This is a genomic window from Georgenia sunbinii (assembly GCF_036421875.1).
Classification (GTDB): domain Bacteria; phylum Actinomycetota; class Actinomycetes; order Actinomycetales; family Actinomycetaceae; genus Georgenia_B; species Georgenia_B sunbinii.
Genome location: NZ_JAZGOL010000005.1, coordinates 61562 through 81239 on the forward strand (window position 1 = coordinate 61562; position 19678 = coordinate 81239).

Genomic DNA, 19678 nt, shown 5'->3' on the forward strand with positions numbered 1-19678 from the left:
CGGAGCAGCTCGCCCGCCGCCGCTCGACGATGCGACGGGAGCCCGCGACCTGTCATCGCCTCGTCACCGAGGCGGTGGTCACGGCATGAGCACCTTTGCCGCGGTGCCCACCGACGTCGCCGGTGTACTGCGGGTCCTCGAGGAGGAACGCACCCGCCAGCGCACCGACGCCGCCCAGGTCCCGCTGCGCGAGGTGTCCCGCTGGGACTGCCGGCCCGACGCCGCGGAGTTCAGCCACGACAGCGGCCGCTTCTTCTCGGTGATCGGCCTCGAGGTCGACGACGGCCGTGGGCGCAGCTGGCACCAGCCGATCATCCGGCAGCCCGAGGTCGGAGTGCTCGGCCTGCTCGTGCGCCGGGCCGGCGGCACTGTCAGCGCCCTCGTCCAGCTCAAGGCCGAGCCCGGCAACCCCAGCGGGCTTCAGCTCTCACCGACCGTCCAGGCGACCCACAGCAACTACAGCGGGGTCCATGGCGGTGCGGCCGTGCCCTACCTCGAGCACTTCCTCGAGCTGCACGACCCCGCACGCCCCGCCCCGCCCCGGCAGGTCCACCTCGACGTCCTTCAGTCGGAGATCGGTGGCCGGTTCCTGGCCAAGCAGAACCGCAACATGGTGGTGGAGACCAGCGCCGACGTCGCGGCGCAGGACGGGTTCCACTGGCTGCCGCTGGAGACCCTGTGGGGTATGCACGACCAGGCCGACCTGGTGAACATGGACCTGCGGTCCATCCTCGGCGGCCTGCCCGCGGGGCTTACCGCGGACGCCACGGCCGCGATCCACGCCGTCGCCACCACCATCGACCCCGACGTCTCCCGCTGGCTCGACGAGGGACGTCGCGCCGCGGTGCTCACTGCTCGTCCGGTCCCCCTCGGCGCCATGGCGGGCTGGGTGGTCGGCGAGGATGCCATCTCCCACGAGGCCGGACGCTACTTCGATGTCATCGGGGTCCGGGTCGAGGCGAGCGGCCGGGAGGTCAGCAGCTGGTGCCAACCGATGGTTGCGCCACGCTTCACCGGGCTGCTCGCCCTCACCCTCGCCCGTGGGCCGGGCGGTCTCCACGCGCTCGTGCGGCTGCACGTGGAGACCGGGAGCTGGGGGCGGGCCGAGGTCGGCCCGACAGTCCAGTGCGCCCCGGAGAACCATGGCCACCTCCCCCCGGACGCGTGGCCGCCTCTGCTGCGCGAGGTCCGGGACGGCGAGCTCGGGCGCATCGTCTTCGACGGCACCCTCGCGGACGAGGGGGGCCGCTTCTACCACGCCCGGAACCGTCACCTGGTGACGGTGACCGAGCTCGGTCCACCGCCTCCCGGCTTCCGTTGGGTGCCCCTCCCCCAGCTGCGGGCGCTGGCCCGGCAGGGCCGGACCGTCACCATGGAGCTGCGCAGCCTGCTCTCCTGCGTGTCCTCGCTCCACCGGACGGGTCGAGGTGACCTGCCGTGACCGCACCCGGCCGCACGGTCGTCCTCGGCGGCACCGGATACCTGGGCAGCGAGGTGGTCGCCGCCCTCGCTGCGGCAACCCCGGGCACGCCGGGGGCCGCCCCGCGTCAGGTCGTCACGGTCGGTCGCCGCGCCACCACGTCCACCCGCCCCCCGGGCAGCCCGGGTGCGGCACATGTCCAGGCCATCTCCCGCGACCTATCGGTGCCCGGCGCCGCGGCCGACCTCGTGGCGGGGGCGGACGTGGTCATTCACCTGGTCGCCCCCAGCGGCCCGACGACCACCTGGCGCACCGCCGGGGACGGCGCGGAGCTCGCACTCCTCGCCGAGGTGCTCGAGGCCACCGCCACCCGGAGCGGCGAGCACGGCCGCGTCCCGCCCCTGGTCATGCTCGCCTCGACGGTCCCCCCGGCTTCCGCCGCGGGGCAGCCGGCACACGCCCCCTCGGACCACGAGCGGCGCAAGCAGGCGCTCGAGGAGCTGCTGGCCGAGGCAGCGACCCAGGGCCGGGTACGGTCTGCGACGCTACGCCTGAGCACTGTCTACGGCGTCGGCGCCGGCGGCCCCGGACGAGGGGTCGTCGCGTCGATGGCACGCCAGGCGGTCCGTGGCCGGCCGCTGACCGTCTGGCACGGCGCCGACGTCAGGCGCAACCTCGTGCACGTCCGGGACGCCGCGACGGCCTTCGTCCGCGCCGCGCGGTGCGGCGGCGCGCAGCCGACCGCCCCGGTGTGGTCCGTCGGCGGTCCCGACCAGCTGTCGGTGCGTGAGCTCGCCGAGCTCGTCGCGGTCGAGGCCGCGGACGTGAGCGGGGTGCTCGTTCCCGTCGAGTCGGTCCCGGCCCCGGACTGGGCGGTGCCGGCCGACTTCCTCGACGTCGTCGTCGACCGCGAACCGTTCGAGCGGGCCACCGGTTGGCGCCCAGCCGCCACCCTGCGGGCCGGCGTCCGCGACCTTGTGTCCTACATCCAGACAGCAGAGCGACGACGGAGCGATCGATGAGCATCAACGTGTGGTCCTACCTCGCGGAGTACACCGCGGAGCGGGAGGACATCCTGGACGCGGTGGACACCGTGTTCTCCTCCGGCCGGCTCGTGCTCGGCCGGTCGGTGACGGGCTTCGAGGAGGAGTTCGCCGCCATCCACTCGAGCACCGCCCCGGCCGAGTGCGTCGGCGTGGACAACGGGACCAACGCGATCGTCCTCGCGCTCCGCGCGCTCGGCGTCGGCCCGGGTGACGAGGTGGTGACGGTCCCGAACACCGCTGCGCCCACGGTCGTGGCGATCGACGCCGTCGGCGCCACCCCGGTCTTCGTCGACGTCCGTGAGGAGGATTACCTCATGGACGTCGATCAGGTCCCCGGCGTGCTCACCGACCGCACCCGGTGCCTGCTCCCGGTCCACCTCTACGGCCAGATCGCGGATATCTCGCGGCTGCGCGCCATCGCCGACGAGCGCGGCATCGCCCTGCTCGAGGACTGCGCGCAGGCCCACGGCGCGCTGCAGCACGGCCAGATGGCCGGCACCACCGGCGATGCCGCCGCGTACTCGTTCTACCCGACCAAGGTCCTGGGGGCCTACGGGGACGCCGGTGCGGTCGTCACAGCGCGGCCGGACGTGGCGACGTCGCTGCGCCGGTTGCGCTACTACGGCATGACGGACCGGTACGCGGTCGAGGAGCTGCCGGGACACAACTCGCGCCTCGACGAGGTCCAGGCGGAGATCCTCCGGCGCAAGCTCGGCCGCCTCGACGAGTACCTCGCGTCCCGCCGTCGCCTCGCCCACCGGTACGAGGAAGCACTCGGGGACACCGACCTCGTCCTCCCGGCGGTCGTCGAGGGCAACGTCCACTCCTACTACCTCTACGTAGCCCGCCACCCGCAGCGCGACCGGATCATCGAGCTGCTCGCCGAGCACGGCGTGGGACTCAACGTCAGCTACCGCTGGCCCGTCCACCTCATGCCCGGCTTCGCCCACCTCGGCTACCGGGCCGGCTCGTTCCCGGTGGCCGAACGACTCGCTCAGGAGATCTTCTCCCTTCCGATGTACCCCTCGCTCACCGACGCCCAGCAGGACACCGTCATCACCGGCCTGCGCAGCGCCCTGGCCTCGCTGTAGCCCCCACGACCCCCGGAGACAAACGACCGTGACACGATGCAGGATCTGCTCAGGAGACGTGCAGAAGTTCCTCGACCTCGGCGAGCAGCCGCTGTCGGACGCCTTCCGCCCTGCCGACGAGATCGCCAGCTTCACCTACCACCTGCAGATGGGACGCTGCCTGACCTGCGGCGCCGTCCAGCAGCTGGCCGAGGTGCCGCGCGAGCAGATGTTCCACGCCGACTACCCCTACTTCTCCTCCGGCTCGTCCCGGATGCGCGAGCACTTCCGGCGGACGGCCGAGCACCTCATGACGGAGTACTGCGGGCACGACGGCGCCGTCGTCGTGGAGATCGGGTGCAACGACGGTGTCATGCTCGAGCACGTCGCCCGGGCGGGGCTGGCGCACCTGGGCTTCGAGCCCTCGGCGTCGGTCGCCGAGGTGGCCCGCTCCCGGGGGGTGCGGGTGACCACGGAGTTCTTCGACGCGGACAGTGCCCGCGCCCACCTGGGATCGCTCGGCGCGGCCGACGTCGTCTACGCCGCCAACACGATGTGTCACCTGCCCTACCTCGACTCCGTCCTCGCCGGTGTCGAGGAGATCCTCGCACCGCAGGGCGTGCTCGTCTTCGAGGATCCCTACCTCGGTGACGTCATCGCGAAGACCTCCTTCGACCAGATCTATGACGAGCACTTCTACCTGTTCTCCGCGCAGAGCGTCAGCGGGCTCGCCCGCCAGCACGGTTTCGAGCTGGTGGACGTCGAGCGTCTGCCGGTGCACGGCGGCGAGGTGCGCTACACGCTGGCCCGTGCGGGTGCGCGCCCGGTGCGGCCGGCCGTCCGGGCGATGCTCGACGCCGAGGCAGCCAGCGGGCTCGGGGACCCGGCGACCTACGCCGCGTTCGCCGCGCGTGTCACGGCTGTCCGGGACGATCTCCTCGCCACCCTCACCCGGCTGCGGGACGAGGGGCGCGAGGTGGTCGGCTACGGCGCCACCGCCAAGAGCGCCACGGTCCTCAACCTCGCGGGGATCGGTCCTGATCTCATCGATCGGGTCTACGACTCCACCCCGGCCAAGCAGGGGAGACTGACCCCCGGTTCGGGCATCCCCGTGGTGGCCGCGGACGACTTCGCCTCGACCACCGCGGATGTCGCGGTGCTGTTCGCGTGGAACCACGCCGAGGAGATCAAGACGAACGAGGCCGCGTTCGAGCAGGGTGGCGGGCAGTGGCTGGAGTACGTCCCCGAGGTCCGGCTCGTCGGCGGGCGATGACGGCGCCCCTCCCCCAGGGGCCCCGCTCAGTGCTCTACGGTCGCTGACCGGCGGCGATCACGCCGTCCCGAACAGGTGCACCGGGGCGGGGCCGGGCCGGCCACCGCTGCCCAGCACCCGGTCGAGCACCGCCAGCACGCCGGTGGCCCCGGTGCCGAGGTCGCACGACAGCCGCAGCAGGCTGTCGCCGAAGAACGCGAGTCCCTCGGAGCCGGCCAGTGCGTTCATCCGCAACCCCTGGACGTGCCGGTCCAGGTCCGGGGACGGTGCCCCGGCGGCGGCCACGAGGAGCGTCCCGGAGCGGCCGCGGAGCAGCCCCGGCCACGGGACCAGCGTGCCCGCGCTACGCCGCGAGATCCGCCTGGCGGCCTCGGCGAGCTCGGCGTCCTCTCTCCTGCGCAGCAGCTCGCTCAGCGCGAGTGCGACCCCGCCGTCACCAGCGAGCGCCCCGGGGCCGGCCATCGCGCCCCGGCGCACCGGCTCGATGTCCTGGGGCACCGGACGGCCGCCGACCTCGTGACCGAAGAGCGCCAGGTCGGTGCGTACCGCCTCGTCTGCTGCCAGGAGCAGCTGCGTGTCCCCGGTGGCGTCGTAGAGGGCCAGGAGGCACAGCGCACGGCCTGACCCGCCGTACAGCAGGCCAGGGGGCGTCGGCTCCGGGGCGGCGGCCAGCATCCGGTCGGCGACGCTGGTCGCCGCGTCCAGGAACGTCGAGTCACCGGTGCGTGTCGCGAACCAGGCCAGGCTCAGGCCCACACCGGCGAGCCCGGAGGTCAGGCCCTGGTCGAGATCGTCAAGCGCACGGGCCGCAGTCGCCTCGGCCAGCTCACGCGCCCGGTCGCTCGCGCCGAGCCGTTCGAGGGCATAGGCGATCCCGGCGAGGCCGTCGTGCAGACCGGTGCTCACCACCGGGCCGGTCGCCAGCCGCCCCAGCAGCCAGTCCACGTGCTCCTCGGGAGGCGTCTGCCCTGCGTCGGCCAACGACACGAGGACACCCGCGGCACCGTGCATGAGGCCCAGCCCCGCCCCCGGGCGCGCGAACTGCGCGATGTCACCGGGATACAGCCGGTCCTCCCGTTCCGGGGTCGCGCTGTCGATGATCCAGCGAGCGATCTGGCCCCTGACCTGAGGCCAGGTCACCTCGTCGAAGCGGGGGACCGGTGGCCTGCCGGCGGCTTCCGGGACGGCCTTGTCGAGCGCGCCCAGGTCGGCGCGCACGGCGGCCTCGTACTCGTCGGAGAGCTCGAACTCCTCCCGGACGAACCGGATGGCCTCGTCGACGCTCCCGGTGTCCCAGAGGAATCCGTCCGTCGCCCCCGGCGCGAGGACCGCAACCCGCATGCAGCCCAGTGCGAACCGGTCGGTCTGCTCGCCCCGGTAGGACGCCGGGGCCCGGTACCCGGGTGCGGCGAACACCTGCGGCGCGGCTGTGTCGAGGGGGCTGGCGGTCTCGAGGTCGATGAAGGCGACCGTCCCGTCCTCCCGCACGAGCACGTTGCCAGGATGGAGGTCACCGAACACGACACCGCGCTCGTGCATGTCGTTCACCCCCTGCTCGACCGACTCCAGCACGTCCAGCGCCCAGGCGGCATAGGCCGCCTTCTCCCCGGGGTCGCGCTCGCCGCGCACGAGGGGGTTCTTCCGGGTGACGGCCTGCACGAGGCTCTCTCCCTCGACGAACTCCCGTACCAGGAACCGGTGCTCGTGCCCGCGGACGTGGTCCAGCAGGCGCGCGGACGACGGGAGTCCGTCAAGCTGGCGCAGCGCCCAGATCTCGGTCTCCTGCCTCGCCACCGCGTCCCGGCCCGTGTCGTCCAGCCCCGCGAGAGGTCGAGCCTCCTTGAGCAGGACGGGCTGCCCGGTCTCGGCGTGGGAGGCACGGTAGACCCCGCCCCCGTTCGAGTAGTGCATGGCTCCGTGCACCCGGTAGTTGAAGCCCTCGAGCCGGCCCTGCTGCCGGGCCTGCAGCGCCTCGTCGAGGAAGCCAGGCACCGGGGCCCACGACGGTGGCCGGAACGCGACCCCGCGACGGTCCTCGACGAGATTGCCCTCGGGATCGCGGATGCAGTGGATCGGCCGGCCGTGCTCGCCTTCGATGATCTCGGTGATGAAGGCGCCGTAGCGGACGTAGAGCGGACCTGCGCGCCATCGCAGGTCGCTGAGGATGTACGGCCCCTCCTCCCCGTCGAGCAGGTCACCGAGCTCGGTCAGGGTGCGCTCCAGCGTGGCGTCGTCGTGCGGGTAGATGGTGATGAACTTGCCGCTCGCGGTGCGGTCGCCGTCCTTGGCGTTGCGGCGCCGCAGGTGCTCGGGCCCCGGGAGGACCTTGAACGGCAGGACGTGCTCGTAGCAGTAGCCCATCACGGCCTCGAGGACACGGTCGCAGTTGGCGAGCGTCGCCGAGACATGGATCTTCCACCCCTGCGCGACCAGCTCGGTCTCTCGGGGCACCAGGTGGGTCCACTGCGGCTCCCGCGTCAGCTGCCAGCCCTCCCGCACGGGGCGCTGCAGAGCGGCGAACACGGGCAGGTCCTCGTCGCGGGCACCAAGGTCGAAGAAGGGCGTCCCGGGGTGGCAGAACGCCAGGTGCGCCCGGGTCATCGCAGCACCGGAGCGACATAGGTGAGGTAGAGCCACTGCCCGAGCGGGCGATCACCGAGGTCGAGCACCGCCGTGCCCGGACCTTGGGCCACCGGGCCCGACGACTCGATCGGCCAGGCCGTTGCCGGAAGTACCGCGTCGTCGACCGCGTCGAGCGGTACGAAGGCCTCGACCGGCGCCTCGATCTGCCGGGCGGAGTCGGAGGTCACGTGGCCGGTCCCGCGCTGCTGCGCCAGCAGGATGCCGGACTGGTACATCGTGACCTCGTCTCCCACGGATGGTGTCTCGATCATCTGCGTCCCTTCCATGACGACGAAATAGCTCGATCCCTGCGTAGTGACGTATCCGCCGGCGATGCCGTACTGCACGGGAACCGCGACCAGGGCAGCGACCACAGCCGCGACACCCGCTGTCACGACCCCGGCGATGCGGCCCCATCTCGCGCCGTGGCGGCGAGCTGTGGTGATCAGTCGAACGGCGCCGCGGACGGCGAGGAAGATGAGGTAGACCGCGACCCCGGCCAGAACGAGCGCCCCCACGACACCCGCACGGGCGAGGACGTCGGAGTAGACGCCCAGCACCGTCAGGACAAGGAGGACCGGGAACGCGAGACAGGCCAGCCCGTAGGGGACGGCCCAGGACAGGTCGGGCAGCCGGCGCTCGCCCCGCCGCCCGCCGAGCAGGACCCGAGCGGTCTCGTCCCGGGCGTCCGCGATGGCGTCGCTCCGCAGGTTCGGGCGGTCGAGATGGCTCATCAGCGCGATGTACCCGTCGAACTTCGCGAACGGGATGAGGTTGAGCACGCCGGCCGCGTAGCTGATGACTGCGAACACGACCAGGCCGGCCTCGACGGCATCGGGCAGCGGCAGCAGCACGGCGGCGAGCGCGGCCACCCCTCCCACCACCGCCTGCACCAGCACACCCGCGAGAGCGACGACGACGCGCTGACGTGGCCGGGGCAGCCGCCAGGCGTCACTCACGTCGCAGAACATGGCTGGCACCAGGTAGAAGAGCATGACGCCGAGCCGGCTCGGGCGGCCTCCCTGGTGCATCAGCGCCACGCCGTGCCCCAGCTCGTGGAGCGTGGTCGCGACGACCCCGGCCACGATGACCGCGAGGTAGGCCTGCCACGGCAGCGGAGCGCCCAAGATCGCGACCGTCCGCGCCGGTGACGCCAGGAGCGCCACGATCCCGGCGACAGCCACGGCCAGCAGCAGGAGGAGGCTCACGCGGTTGGCGAGGCCACGACCGGAGCGCACGATGCCGGCGAAGACCCGGCCCGGGCGGAACAGGGTGAGCTGGACGGTCAGCGGCGGGACGAACTTCAGCCGCCGCCTGGCGTCCTTCGGCTTGCCCTGCCCGTCATCGATGAGACCGGCGCCGTGCAGCCGTTCGACCGCCTGGCGCACGGTGTCCGCGCTCCACCGGGGGCCGAGCCGCAGCGCCAGCTCCTCATGGTCCGAGCGTCCGTCGAGGCCCTCGATCAACCGGGCGAGGTCGGCGCCGACGCGCAGGTAGGACCCGCCGCGGCTCACCACCCAGGGCGCCCCCTCGTCCGCGGGCGCAGAGACCTCGACCCCCTCCGCTCGGCGCGGGCGCGCAAGGAGCGCGGGAGGAGGCTCCGGGGACCGGTTCGTCGTCGTCACCGCTGGCCTACCTGACGTCGCGCGAGCGCAGGATGGAGTAACCCACGATGCCACTGAGCACGATCCACGCGCCGGCGACGGCGTAGGCCACCGGCACCGCCAGCAGTCCTTCGTGCGGGTCACGGTAGATGGCTTGCAGCGCGACCGAGAAGGTCCAGTTGAAGGCTTCACTGTTCACCTGGAGCAGCAACGGCTCCACCATGAGGGTGAGGAGCAGGAGCACGAGGATGGCGACGACCTGGTTGCGGAAGATCCAGCCGAGGAAGGCGCCCCACGGAGCAGCCAGGACGCTCGCGGCCAAGACCCCGACGAGGGTGAGGGTCAGCTCACCGCTCCATACGGGCTCGACATCGAGGAGCGGCAGCGTGACCCAGGCGCTGGCGACGGCCAGCACGACGGCGAGCAGTCCGTACAGGACGGCGACGATCGTGGCCGCCGCGGTCTTCGACCAGAACAGTCGGGTCCGGCCACCACCCAGCAGGACGCTGCGCGCCACGGTGCTGCTGGAGTACTCGCGGGTCACGGCCATGACGCCGAGCACGCTGGTGAACAGGTGCATCTGGAACCACTGCTGGGCGACGGTCCTCGTCAGCGCGGCCGGGTCGACCGGTCCTGCCTCCTGGGTCTCGAGGACACCGAAGCTGTAGGCGATGTACGCACACCAGGGCACTGCGATGACCAGCAGCACCCACCACATCTTGCCGGTCCAGATCTTCTTCAGCTCGGCCTGCACGAGTGCCATCACCGACCCGTCCTTTCTGCCGCTCGCTGCTCGTCCATCATCTCGGCGTGCCGTGCGGGATCGCTCGTCGGCTGATCAGCCAGGACGTCGAAGAAGGCCGCCTCCAGGCGACGTGTCCCGTCACGGGTGAGGTCGGCGAGGGAGCCGCTGTAGCGCACGCTCTGCTGCAGGATCACGACGTCCTGGACGGTCTGCTCGACCTCGGCGAGGAGGTGGCTGGAGAGCAGGACCGTGCGTCCCTCGGCGGCCAGGCCGCCGAGGAGGTCGCGCAGCCACCGGACCCCATCGGGGTCGAGGCCGTTGGCCGGCTCGTCGAGCACGACGACCTCCGGATCGGCCAGCAGCGTGATCGCCAGGTTCAGGCGCCGGCGCATACCCGTCGAGTAGGCCTTCACCGGCTTGCGTCCCACCCCGCTGAGCCCGACCAGCTCGAGGACCTCTCGAGCACGTCGCTGGGGCACCCCGAGCGTCGTGGCCAAGATGGACAGCTCACGTGGGCCGGATGCGCCGACGAGGCTGCCGTAGTCGTCGAAGCTGGTCCCGACACGACGAGCACCGCGGGGCAGGTCCGGGTAGGGCTGCCCGAGGACGTGCGCGACGCCCGCCGTGGGCTTCGTCAGCCCCATGAGGATGCGCAGCGCCGTGGTCTTGCCGGCACCGTTGCGCCCGAGCAGGCCTAGGACACGACCAGGGGTGGCGTGGAACGTGACGTCCTTCAGGGCGACCGCGTCACCGGCGTAACGCTTGGTGACGTTCGTCAGCCGGATGCTCGGGCTGCTGTGCTGTGGTTCTTCCACCTCTGCTCCTTACGGGGTCGTGCTGGGTCGTGGCTGCGGGACGTGGACCAGCGGTCCTGCCCCCACAGCCACCCGTGCCGTCCCGGCCGGGTGCACCCGACCGGGACGGCAGCTGCCTCAGGTGATGGCGCTCACCGCGATGGCGCTCGCGAGGTACGCAGCACCGCCGGCCGAACCGACCGCGGCGCCGGCACTGAACGCGCTCCAGAAGCCCGGGGCTTCGAGGTCCTCGAGCTCCTGGAGATCCAGCTCCAGCGGAGCTTCCATGATGTTCTCCATGTCATTCCTCCTTCCTGGGGTCAAGGGCGATCCACCTGTCGATCAGCGTGCTGACCTCAGGTGATCGCGCTGATGGCCAGCGCCGAACCGATGTAGGTCGCTGCGCTGCTGGCAACGACGCCGGCCGAGAAGCCGATGACGTCCCCCCAGCCCGGTGCCTCGAGGTCCTCGAGCTCCTGAAGGTCCAGCTCGAGCGGGGCCTCCTGCATAGTCGCGTCCATGTCTCCCTCCCTTCTTCGTGATCGGGTCGTGCACTCACCGCGTCGCGGTGAGGGTCTGCGCCCGGGTCCCTGCCTCCGCCGCGCGCTCCAGGCACGCGTCGTACAGGCCGGCGATCGTGCCGCCGGAGACCCGAGCAAGCATGGGGAGGCCGCCGCTCCACCGCCGCACGGTGCGCCGCGTCAGCTCGGCGCTGCCGATGTCGGCAACGAGCCGGCGCGGCAGCTCCCAGCGATCGAGCAGCGCCCGCAGCCCGTCAGCCGGCGACCGTGGCAGACCACCGTTTGCCGCGGTCACCGCCGACCACAGTGCAACGACCCGGTCCGCGGCGACGAGCGGTTCCTCAGGCGTGTCCGTGCGCCACGCGTGAGGCAGCAGCGTGGCCAACGCGCTCGCCTTGGACGAGCCGGCAGCCGTGGCGAGGTCGGCCGCCAGGAACCACGACGCGTCGGAGAACGCGTCGCGGCCGTGGTTGAGCCACTGGCTGTGCGTCAGCCCGCTCAGATGAGCGAGGTCCTGGCGGACCTCGTCGCTCACCTCGCCGCTGATCTCCACCTGCGTGCCGATCTCGACCAGGCGGGCGCAGATCGTCTCCGAGACCCGGTCCTGCGTCGCCTTCCACGCCGTCGTGCCGACGTACGGCCCGGCCGTGCGGGCGAAGATCTCGAGGATGCTCTCCAGGACTCTCGCCGGCCCCAGCTGGCTGGTGGCCGTCGGCTCGAGCAGGGCCAGGTCCGGCCGGAGGAGATCACTCTGGACGAGCCTGCGGCCCGCGGGCTCGTCAAAGCACGCGAACCTGCTCATCTCGCTGCCGGTCCCCAGCGTCGTCGGGACCGCCACCAGCGGGATGCGTGCGGCTGAGGACCGGGGCAGCGGAGTCCATCCGCAGCGCTCGCCGGACTCGAGGCGAGGACGGACCGACGACTCGGAGAGGCAGGCGGCCAGCAGCTTGGCCGCGTCCATGATCCGCCCGCCGCCGACCGCGACGATCGCGTCCGGGGCCGGTCCGGCGAGCGCAGCGTCCAGCCAGGCCAGGCCGAGCGCGCGTCCATTGCCCGGGTCCGGCGGCACGGTCACGTGGACGGTCGTCTCCCGTCGGCGGCGCAGGATCCGCAGCACCGACTCCCCCACGCCGTCGAGGACCGCACCGTCGACGATGACCTCGACGCGGCTTCCTTGGTGTGCGGCCAGCCAGTCGGGCAGACCGCCGAGGCCGGTCAGCACCTCCGGCTGCTGGAAGGACAGTGCGATCATGACGCCGTCACCGCCACGCCCGAGCCCTTGAGGTACATCTCCACACCGGTGACGACGCAATCGAGCAGCTCGTCGATCTCGGCCTCGGTGGCCACGAGCGGAGGCACGAGCTGGATGCCGTGCAGTCCCGGGTGGACCACGGCGCCGGCCACCGCGATGCTCCGCACGACCTCGCCGATCCGTTCGGCGGGTAGCAGCTCGCCGTCGTCCGTGTGGATCTGGATGCCTCGGAAGCAGCCGGCGCCGGTGACATCGGCGACCCACGGCTGCCCGGTCAGCCGGCGGAGCCCGAGGTCGAGGTGCGCCGAGAGCCGACGGGCCGAGGTGAACAGGTCGAGCTCCTGGACGCGCGCGATGACAGCGCTGATCGCCGCCATGCTCGGGGGCGTGCCTGCCTGGGTCTCGGCGTGCGCCGGGGTGAGGTCTGCCGCCACGAACGCGTCTGCGACCCGAGGCCCGAGCAGCACCGCGGAGGCGGCCGCGGCCCCGTTGGTCAGCGCCTTGGAGAGCACGAGGATGTCCGGTGCCGCCGGCCAGCCCCCGGAGGCGAACGGCACGCCGGTGCGGCCGAAGCCGGTCGCGACCTCGTCCGCGACGAGGAGGAAGCCGTGCTCGTCCCGCAGTCGCAGCAGCTCCTCGACGTACGTCCGCTCGAGGGGGATGGCGCCGGTCCCGAGCACCGGTTCGACGACGACGGCGGCGATCGCCTCACCGGCCCTGCCGAGCAGCGTTCGTAGCGCCTCGGTGTCGTTCGGCGGCACGTGCCGGACCAGTCGTTGGTCGATGCCGTAGGCGGCCTGCCCCAGGTCCTCGCCGGTGAGCGCGTGCGCGCCGAACGTCAGCCCGTGGAAGCTCCCGCGGAGGCCGACGACGAGCCGGGCGTTGCCCCGGCCGGCGATGAGCTGGTACTGGCGTGCCAGCTTCATCACGAGGTCGTTCGCTGCGCCGCCCGAGGTGCTGAACAGGACGCGGTGATAGCGGTCCGCTCCGCAGAGCGCAACCAGCTCGTCGGCGGCCCGGCGGGCGTAGTCGTTCTCGTAGCGGAAGGTGCTGAGGTACGACGCGTCGCGCACCGCCTCGGACACGGCCTCGGCCACGACGGGGTCGCCGTAACCGAGGTTGACGTTCCACAGGCCGCTGGTCCCGCACAGCCGCGTCGTACCGTCCGCGAAACTGATGCGGGTCCCGTGCGCGGCCACCGCACGCAGGTCGGCTCGACCGTGCTGCGAGGGTGGCAGCAGAGCCGGCCACAGGGCCGATCGGTCCCTCATTCCGGCTTGACCGCCGCGACGATGGACATCGGGTGGCGAGGATCTGCGCCACGCACGGGATGCACGCCGCGGACCGCGAAGCCGGCCTCGGTCAGCTCCTGACTGAGGGTGGCCGTGGGCAGGACCCCGATGGTCGTGGTGTAGACGGGCACCGGTCCCTCGGGCGGGGTCGGGGGGAACACGGTGACCACACGCTCGGCCCCGCCCTCGGGCCAGTACTCGTAGACGGTCGAGCCGTCCTCCGCATGGGCGACGGTCTCCTCGCCCTGCGCTGCGCCGGCCTCGTCCCCGCGGCCCTCCTCCGCCGTCGAGACCATGAACAGGCCCCCCGGGGCAAGGTGGTCGTGGACGCGCCGGAAGGTCTTTCGCCGGCCGTCGGCGTCGAGCAGCGAGACGGAGCTGCCACCGAGGATGGCTGCACCGAAGCCACCGCGTCGCCGGATGCGGAAATGGACCATGTCGAAGCGCACCACCTTGCAGCGCGACGAGCGTTCCTCGGGCAGCTCGGCGAGCTCGCGCCGCAGGATCGCCAGCATCGGGTCCGACAGGTCCACCGCGGTGACCTCCCGGCCTGTGGCGAGCAGCGGCAGGGTGAGCCGGCCGGTTCCCGCCGCCAGCTCGAGCACCGGCCCGTCGGCCTCGCGGAGCAGGGCCAGCAGCTCCCTGACCTCCGAGGTGTCGCCCTTGGTGATCGCGTGGTAGACGTCGGCGCCGCCCGCGGAGTACAGGTCGACGGTGACGGCGCGGTCACCGAGCGCGTCGAGCCTCTCCTTCGCCTCGCCGGAGATCCGCTCCGCCAGGGATCTGCGCGCCGCGACGATGGCCGCGCTCGTCGCGGCCCAGCCGCCGGCTCCCACGGCCCCTATCGCTCCTGCCACACTCATACGTTGACCACCTCTCCGGTTGCTGCTGCGTTGAGGCCGTAGGCCGCCAGCTGGTCGGCCGCCCGGGCGGCGGCGGACTGCGGGACGAGGGTGGCGGCAGCCTCGACCGACCCGGTGGCGATGACTGCTTCCACCGCCTCGGCCGCGTCCCGGTTGAACCGGAACGTCTTCCTGCGGACGGGGTCGCGCAGGAATGCCTCGTGGTCGTTCCAGGCGAGCAGCGGCCGGTCGGCGCCGTCGTCGTCCGCCAGGCCCGGGTCACGCGTGAGCCCGTCGTTGAGCCGGCCGCCGAACCCGGAGAAGCTCACGTCCGCGACCCCGCGGACCGCGAGCTCCCGGACGGTGTCGAGAACGGTGAGGTAGCGACCGAGCCACGGTCGCTGTGCCACGGCGTCGCTGCGCACGTCCTCGGCGACTGCTCCGCCGAGGCACACCGCGCACGGGTGGGCGCTGCCAGTGTTCTGTGTGAGCCACTCTTCCTCGAGCGTCGTCATGCCGTCGGAGACGTCACCGATGCGGCGCCCCACGGTGGACGTCGACACCACGCCGTCGGGGCCGACGAAGAGTCGTTGGCGGGGGCCGTCGCCCACGGCGCCCCGCAGCGCGGGCACGTTGGCGATCCGCACGGCCGGTGAGCGCAGGAACTCCGGGATGGTCCCCTCGGCGCGGGCTGCGTCGGCGTCGCGGATCAGCGCGCGGAAGTCGTCCTCGGTGAAGATCCCGACGATCGTGGGACCGATGACCGAGAGGTACTCGCTGGTCGCGTAGTCCTGGCAGTAGAGGTAGAAGTCCTCGCCGATGGTGATCTCGGTGCTCGGCGTCGCGATGGGGCCGTCGTAGACGAGTACCTGCCCGGGGCCGTCCTCGGGGGGCGTCAGGCCGGGTGGGAGCAGGACGACCGTGTCCTGCCCGACGAGCCCGGCGGCGACCGCGGGCTCCAGCTGCCCGGCGTCGCTGAGGACGAGTGACCGCGTCGTGCCTCCGGGCCTCGCGCCCGCCTCGCCCTCGCCGGTGTGCCAGGCGATGAGCCGGGCGATGGGGGCGATGTTGTCGGTATCCATCGGTGATCGCTTCCTTATCGTGTCGGGGTGCCGTCGAGCAGCGAGGGGGACGGTTGTCCAGGATCGGCTTCGGTCACTGCCGCGGTCGCGCGGAGCAGGATCTCCTCGAGCTCCTCCCGTGCCCTGCCGAGGCCTCGCAGCTGGGCGGACCCGGTGGCGTTGAGCACGACCTCGTCGACTCCTGCGTCGGCGTAACGACGCAGCCCGTCGACGACGTCGTCGACGGTGCCGTGGAGGAACCCGTCGGAGCGGTTGAGCTCCAGGGCGGAGGCCCGGCTGTTGTGCGGGTGCAGCGCGACTCCGGCCCGCACGAGCATGTCGCGGTAGTGCTCCCGCCGCAGGTGCGCACCGTTGCTGGCCAGGACCAGCTGGGCAAGATCGACGTCGGGCCCCTCGAGGGCGAGCGGGACCATGGCGACGAGCCGCGGGGGGCGGCGGCCTGCCTCACGCGCCCCGGCCTCGAGGGCCGGCCGAAGCACCTCGCGAAGGTACCGGGGCGGGGTCAACCAGGTGATGGCGACATCCGCGCACGCACCGGCCACCCGGGCCATGCCGGGGCGCAGCACCCCGACACCGACCTCGACCGAGGGCTGCTCCGCCGGAGCAGGCGGCAGCGCGGCGCGGCAGGTGACGTAGTCGCCCGCGACGTCGACGCTGCGCCCGGCGAGCAGGTCGGCGACCGTTGAGACATACTCTCGCGTCGCTTGCAGCGGACGCTGGTACGGCCGGCCGAGGAGGGCTTGCTGCAGGCTCCGGCCACCCGGACCGTACCCGACGACGGCCTCGCGCCCCGTCAGCCGGGCCAGCGAGCGGGCCTCGACCGCCGCTTCGAACGGGTGGCGCAACGGCATCAGGGTGACGCCGACGCCGGTGGGGACGGCCGCGCCGGCGCCGGCGGCGCGGACGAAGCTGTGTATCGGGTCTGCGGCGGACGTCTGGCCCTGCCACAGGCGACGCGCCGGTCCGTCACTGATCAGCTCGGCGAAGGAGAGCACGTCGCTCGTCGAGGACTCGGCCGCGGGCAGCAGGATCGACAGCTCAGTCATACGGCGGCCCCCTCGTGCTCGGCCCGCCCGGCGAACGGCGGCCCGCTCAAGAGGGGCCGGCCGAGCGCTTCTGCGACACAGGCGGACAGTCGGGGCATATGGGCGGCGACCAGCTGCGCGATGTGCGCGGCGTGCTCAGCCGTCTGGGTGGCGACAACGCTGCCGACGCGCCACCCGTCTGCGGTCTGAGTAACGCGCAACGACTCCCAGACACGGACCTCCTGCGCGACGACGTCCGCGATCGCCTCCTCGAGGTCGCCCGGGCGGACGTCCCAGCCGTCGGGGATCGCGAACTGCTGGGCAGCGAGCAGCGACAGGTGCCAGGCGATCGTGTCCTCGCGGTACGCGTCGAGGAAGCGCTGGGTCAGGCGACGATCGGTCAGCGTGCGCACCGCTGCGCGCGCCTCGCGCGGGTCCGGGAAGACCGCGAGCGGGACGTCGTGCGGGCACGCGAGCTGATGCTTGCGGGTGCTCGGGCTCTCGTAGATCCGCGCCGTCACGTCGCCGACCGGCGTGAACCGGTGCCCGGCGCGGGCGAGCCGGAGCCACAGGTCCCAGTCCTCGAGCCCTTCCGCGCTCTCGCGCCAGCCACCGACCTCCGCGACCGCGTCCGCCCACCAGAGCGCTCGGACGGGCTCGAACAGGACGTTGACCGCCTGGATGTCAGGGTGCCAGAGCTGGCTGAACCACTCCGTGGTCCCCAGGGAACGCCCGGTCCCGTCCTCACGCACCGCGCGCCCGTACACCAGGGCGGTGTCTCGCCCGAGCGCACTGAGCAGCACCTCGAGGTGGTGGCTCTCCCAGTGGTCGTCGTGCGCGAGATAGGCATGGACGGGCGCGCTGGCCAGCTCGGCACCGATGTTGCACGGCCCGGACGGATGGCCGTGTCGCGGCGCGCGGTGCAGGCGGATCCGGGGGTCCGAACGGCTCATGTCCCGAACGACGTCGTCCGTCTCGTCGGTGCTCCCGTCGGAGACGACGATGAGCTCCCAGTCGGGGATCGACTGCGCCTGCACCGACCTGAGCGTGGACACCAGCGCGGCGCCACGGTTGAAGGCCGGGCAGATCACCGATACACGAGGAGACATGGAGCTTTCCGGGTTGGAATCTCGGTGGACAACGCGGACGACGCTACCTAAGTCCCCCTGTCCCGCAACATCGCAGGGCCCGGGCGCGTGGGGAGATCTCCCCATGTCCGTCTCGGGACGGCGCAGGTATACCGCGCGCGGACGGCTCGCCTTTCGCCCTGCTGCCCGGCACCGTACTGTCGACGTATGAGTGAGGAGAACAACGAGTCATCGGGTAACCCGACGCTGGCTGTGTGGTTGATGATCGGCGTCGTCGTCGGCGTCGTCGGCGGCCTCGGCCTCGGCCTCGCCCTGAGCAACCTCGGGGTCGGCATCAGCATCGGCATCAGCGTCGGGATGCTCGTCGGAGCGGCGGTCGGCGCAGCCCGGTCGCGTCAGCAGAACGACGGCGCCACGGGGGCCGGGCCGCGATAGCGCCTCAGCGGGTGGGCCGGCCGTAGTCCTCCAGCAGCCGCAACCAGACCTCGCTCATCGTCGGGTAGGCCGGCACCGCGTGCCACAGCCGGTCGATGGGAACCTCGCCGACGACGGCGATCGTCGCCGCATGGAGCATCTCGGCGACGTCGGGGCCCACGAAGGTCACCCCGAGCAGCACCCGGTGCTCTTCGTCGACCACCATGCTCGCCCGGCCCTGGTAGCCGTCGGCATGGAGCGCCGAGCCCGCCACCGAACCGAGGTCGAGCTCGACGACGCGGGTGCGGTAGCCGGCATTCTCGGCCGCGCCGGCCGTCAGCCCGACCGCCGCGACCTGTGGGTCGGCGAACACCACCTGCGGGGCCGCGGCGTGGTCGGCGGTCGCGACGTGCGCTCCCCACGGGGCGTCGTCCGGAGCGCGGCCGGCCGCGCGCGCGACGATGACGTCGCCCGCGGCCCGCGCCTGGTACTTGCCCTGGTGGGTGAGCGGGCTGCGGTGGTTGGCGTCCCCGACGGCGTAGAGCCAGTCGACCGGCCCGCCGTCCGTGTCGAGCACCCGCAGCGTCTCGTCGACCGCGAGCCAGCCCGGCCCGTCGGCGGCCCGCGCCAGCCCCACGGTGTCCAGCCCGATGTCGTCGTTGCGTGACTCCCGGCCGGTCGCGACGAGGATCTCGGCGGCCCGGACCTCGGTGTCGTCGTCGCACAGCACCCGCACGCCGTCGGCGTCCCGGTCGACGCGCACGGCCTCGACACCGCGGCGGACCGTCACGCCCCGCCCGGTCAACGAGTCGGCCACCAGCTCCGCGGCGAACGGCTCGTACCCGCCGAGCAGCCCGCCGCGCACGAGCATCGTCACCTCGCTGCCGAGGTCGCTCAGCGCGGTGGCCATCTCGCAGGCCACCACGCCGCCGCCGACCACCACGAGGCTCGCCGGCACGTCCCGCACGGCGGTCGCCTCCCGGCTGGTCCACGGCCGGGCGTCACGCAGGCCCGGGATGTCGGGCACCATCGCCCGGCTGCCGGTGCAGACGGCCACGGCGTGGCGCGCGACGAGGATCTGCTCGCCGTCGTCAGCGCTCACCACGACTCTGCGGTCACCGGCCAGCCGGCCGTGACCGCGGACGAGGTCGATGCCGGCGCTCTCGAGCCACGTCACCTGCCCGTCGTCGTCCCAGTCGGACACGAAGGAGTCCCGCCGCGCGAGCACCGCGGCGACGTCGAGCCCACCGGTGACCGCCTCCGTCGCGCCGGCGACCGCGAGCGCGGCCCGTCGTGCCTCCCCGCTGCGCAGCAGCGCCTTCGAGGGCATGCACGCCCAGTAGGAGCACTCGCCGCCGACCAGCTCGCCCTCGACGACGACCGCACTCAGCCCGCCCTGGACCGCGCGGTCGGCGACGTTCTCCCCGACCGGGCCGGCACCGATGACGACGACGTCGTAGGCCCGTTCGGCGACCTGCCCGTGCGCATTGCTCGCTGCCTGTTCCGACATGTTGCCTCGTTTCGTTGCGACCGTGGCTGCTTCGGACCTTACGCTCGGTGGATGACACGCGCATCAGACGGAGGTCAG

Annotated in this window: 18 protein-coding genes; 5 read left to right on the top strand and 13 right to left on the bottom strand. The window is 72.5% G+C overall.

The genetic code is table 11. From position 1 onward, the window contains the following. The first annotated feature begins 85 nt into the window (after nt 1–85). Genes V2J52_RS13015 through V2J52_RS13030 form a run of 4 tightly spaced genes read left to right on the top strand, consistent with a single transcriptional unit; the run spans nt 86 to nt 4809 of the window. On the top strand, nt 86–1441 hold the full coding sequence (locus V2J52_RS13015) for an NDP-hexose 2,3-dehydratase family protein (RefSeq protein WP_331228152.1): 1356 nt from the start codon (nt 86–88) through the stop codon (nt 1439–1441). Next, a complete protein-coding gene (locus tag V2J52_RS13020) occupies nt 1438–2442 on the top strand; it encodes an NAD-dependent epimerase/dehydratase family protein (protein WP_331228153.1) in 1005 nt (334 codons plus the stop codon). The genes V2J52_RS13015 and V2J52_RS13020 overlap by 4 nt, the downstream gene beginning before the upstream one ends. Continuing rightward, nucleotides 2439–3557, top strand: coding sequence for a DegT/DnrJ/EryC1/StrS family aminotransferase (locus V2J52_RS13025; RefSeq protein WP_331228154.1), 1119 nt, complete (start codon nt 2439–2441; stop codon nt 3555–3557). The genes V2J52_RS13020 and V2J52_RS13025 overlap by 4 nt, the downstream gene beginning before the upstream one ends. 28 nt (nt 3558–3585) lie before the next feature. Beyond that, nucleotides 3586–4809: a class I SAM-dependent methyltransferase gene (locus tag V2J52_RS13030; protein WP_331228155.1), complete on the top strand. Its 1224-nt coding sequence runs from the start codon at nt 3586–3588 to the stop codon at nt 4807–4809. A 57-nt stretch (nt 4810–4866) separates the two neighbouring features. Here V2J52_RS13030 and lanKC read toward each other — a convergent pair whose 3' ends face one another. The 12 genes from lanKC to V2J52_RS13090 all read right to left on the bottom strand — a co-directional run bounded on the left by lanKC (nt 4867) and on the right by V2J52_RS13090 (nt 17697). After that, on the bottom strand, nt 4867–7410 hold the full coding sequence (gene lanKC / locus V2J52_RS13035; protein ID WP_331228156.1) for a class III lanthionine synthetase LanKC: 2544 nt from the start codon (nt 7408–7410) through the stop codon (nt 4867–4869). Then, nucleotides 7407–9056, bottom strand: coding sequence for a daptide biosynthesis intramembrane metalloprotease (mpaP, locus tag V2J52_RS13040; RefSeq protein WP_331228157.1), 1650 nt, complete (start codon nt 9054–9056; stop codon nt 7407–7409). The genes lanKC and mpaP overlap by 4 nt, the downstream gene beginning before the upstream one ends. Nucleotides 9057–9063: 7 nt before the next feature. Further along, nucleotides 9064–9798, bottom strand: coding sequence for an ABC transporter permease (locus V2J52_RS13045; protein ID WP_331228158.1), 735 nt, complete (start codon nt 9796–9798; stop codon nt 9064–9066). Next, entirely contained in the window at nt 9798–10595 is a 798-nt protein-coding gene (locus V2J52_RS13050) for an ABC transporter ATP-binding protein (protein WP_331228159.1), read from the bottom strand. The genes V2J52_RS13045 and V2J52_RS13050 overlap by 1 nt, the downstream gene beginning before the upstream one ends. Nucleotides 10596–10712: 117 nt before the next feature. Beyond that, a complete protein-coding gene (locus tag V2J52_RS13055; protein ID WP_331228160.1) occupies nt 10713–10874 on the bottom strand; it encodes a daptide-type RiPP in 162 nt (53 codons plus the stop codon). 56 nt (nt 10875–10930) lie between these two features. Next, nucleotides 10931–11095, bottom strand: a complete 165-nt coding sequence (locus V2J52_RS13060; RefSeq protein ID WP_331228161.1) for a daptide-type RiPP — start codon at nt 11093–11095, stop codon at nt 10931–10933. A gap of 34 nt (nt 11096–11129) precedes the next feature. Next, nucleotides 11130–12347, bottom strand: coding sequence for a daptide-type RiPP biosynthesis dehydogenase (gene mpaC / locus V2J52_RS13065; protein WP_331228162.1), 1218 nt, complete (start codon nt 12345–12347; stop codon nt 11130–11132). Next, nucleotides 12344–13618 carry a daptide-type RiPP biosynthesis aminotransferase gene (gene mpaD / locus V2J52_RS13070; RefSeq protein ID WP_331228163.1) on the bottom strand — a complete coding sequence of 425 codons (1275 nt, stop codon included), beginning with the start codon at nt 13616–13618 and terminating at the stop codon, nt 12344–12346. The genes mpaC and mpaD overlap by 4 nt, the downstream gene beginning before the upstream one ends. Further along, complete coding sequence (gene mpaM / locus V2J52_RS13075; RefSeq protein WP_331228164.1) at nt 13615–14475, bottom strand: daptide-type RiPP biosynthesis methyltransferase; 861 nt, start codon at nt 14473–14475, stop codon at nt 13615–13617. The genes mpaD and mpaM overlap by 4 nt, the downstream gene beginning before the upstream one ends. Nucleotides 14476–14498: 23 nt before the next feature. Beyond that, nucleotides 14499–15563, bottom strand: coding sequence for a daptide biosynthesis RiPP recognition protein (gene mpaB, locus V2J52_RS13080; RefSeq protein ID WP_331228165.1), 1065 nt, complete (start codon nt 15561–15563; stop codon nt 14499–14501). 14 nt (nt 15564–15577) lie between these two features. Beyond that, nucleotides 15578–16609 (bottom strand): LLM class flavin-dependent oxidoreductase, encoded by a 1032-nt coding sequence (locus V2J52_RS13085; RefSeq protein WP_331228166.1) that lies wholly within the window; start codon nt 16607–16609, stop codon nt 15578–15580. After that, nucleotides 16606–17697: a glycosyltransferase family 2 protein gene (locus V2J52_RS13090; RefSeq protein WP_331228167.1), complete on the bottom strand. Its 1092-nt coding sequence runs from the start codon at nt 17695–17697 to the stop codon at nt 16606–16608. The genes V2J52_RS13085 and V2J52_RS13090 overlap by 4 nt, the downstream gene beginning before the upstream one ends. Nucleotides 17698–17883: 186 nt before the next feature. Between V2J52_RS13090 and V2J52_RS13095 the strand changes: the two genes are divergently transcribed. Next, complete coding sequence (locus tag V2J52_RS13095) at nt 17884–18111, top strand: hypothetical protein (RefSeq protein WP_331228168.1); 228 nt, start codon at nt 17884–17886, stop codon at nt 18109–18111. Nucleotides 18112–18115: 4 nt separating this feature from the next. On the opposite strand, the gene V2J52_RS13100 is transcribed toward V2J52_RS13095, so the two are convergent. Next, nucleotides 18116–19600 (bottom strand): dihydrolipoyl dehydrogenase family protein, encoded by a 1485-nt coding sequence (locus V2J52_RS13100; protein WP_331228169.1) that lies wholly within the window; start codon nt 19598–19600, stop codon nt 18116–18118. Nucleotides 19601–19678 lie beyond the last annotated feature (78 nt).

Excerpts from the sequence above, each read along its gene's own strand:
- lanKC (WP_331228156.1), bottom strand. The coding sequence starts at position 7,410 with ATGACCCGGGCGCACCTGGCGTTCTGCCACCCCGGGACGCCCTTCTTC.
- mpaB (WP_331228165.1), bottom strand. The coding sequence starts at position 15,563 with ATGGATACCGACAACATCGCCCCCATCGCCCGGCTCATCGCCTGGCAC.
- V2J52_RS13045 (WP_331228158.1), bottom strand. The coding sequence starts at position 9,798 with ATGGCACTCGTGCAGGCCGAGCTGAAGAAGATCTGGACCGGCAAGATG.
- mpaD (WP_331228163.1), bottom strand. The coding sequence starts at position 13,618 with ATGAGGGACCGATCGGCCCTGTGGCCGGCTCTGCTGCCACCCTCGCAG.
- V2J52_RS13025 (WP_331228154.1), top strand. The coding sequence starts at position 2,439 with ATGAGCATCAACGTGTGGTCCTACCTCGCGGAGTACACCGCGGAGCGG.
- V2J52_RS13015 (WP_331228152.1), top strand. The coding sequence starts at position 86 with ATGAGCACCTTTGCCGCGGTGCCCACCGACGTCGCCGGTGTACTGCGG.
- V2J52_RS13055 (WP_331228160.1), bottom strand. The coding sequence starts at position 10,874 with ATGGAGAACATCATGGAAGCTCCGCTGGAGCTGGATCTCCAGGAGCTC.
- mpaC (WP_331228162.1), bottom strand. The coding sequence starts at position 12,347 with ATGATCGCACTGTCCTTCCAGCAGCCGGAGGTGCTGACCGGCCTCGGC.
- V2J52_RS13060 (WP_331228161.1), bottom strand. The coding sequence starts at position 11,095 with ATGGACGCGACTATGCAGGAGGCCCCGCTCGAGCTGGACCTTCAGGAG.
- V2J52_RS13085 (WP_331228166.1), bottom strand. The coding sequence starts at position 16,609 with ATGACTGAGCTGTCGATCCTGCTGCCCGCGGCCGAGTCCTCGACGAGC.
- V2J52_RS13100 (WP_331228169.1), bottom strand. The coding sequence starts at position 19,600 with ATGTCGGAACAGGCAGCGAGCAATGCGCACGGGCAGGTCGCCGAACGG.
- V2J52_RS13090 (WP_331228167.1), bottom strand. The coding sequence starts at position 17,697 with ATGTCTCCTCGTGTATCGGTGATCTGCCCGGCCTTCAACCGTGGCGCC.
- V2J52_RS13095 (WP_331228168.1), top strand. The coding sequence starts at position 17,884 with ATGAGTGAGGAGAACAACGAGTCATCGGGTAACCCGACGCTGGCTGTG.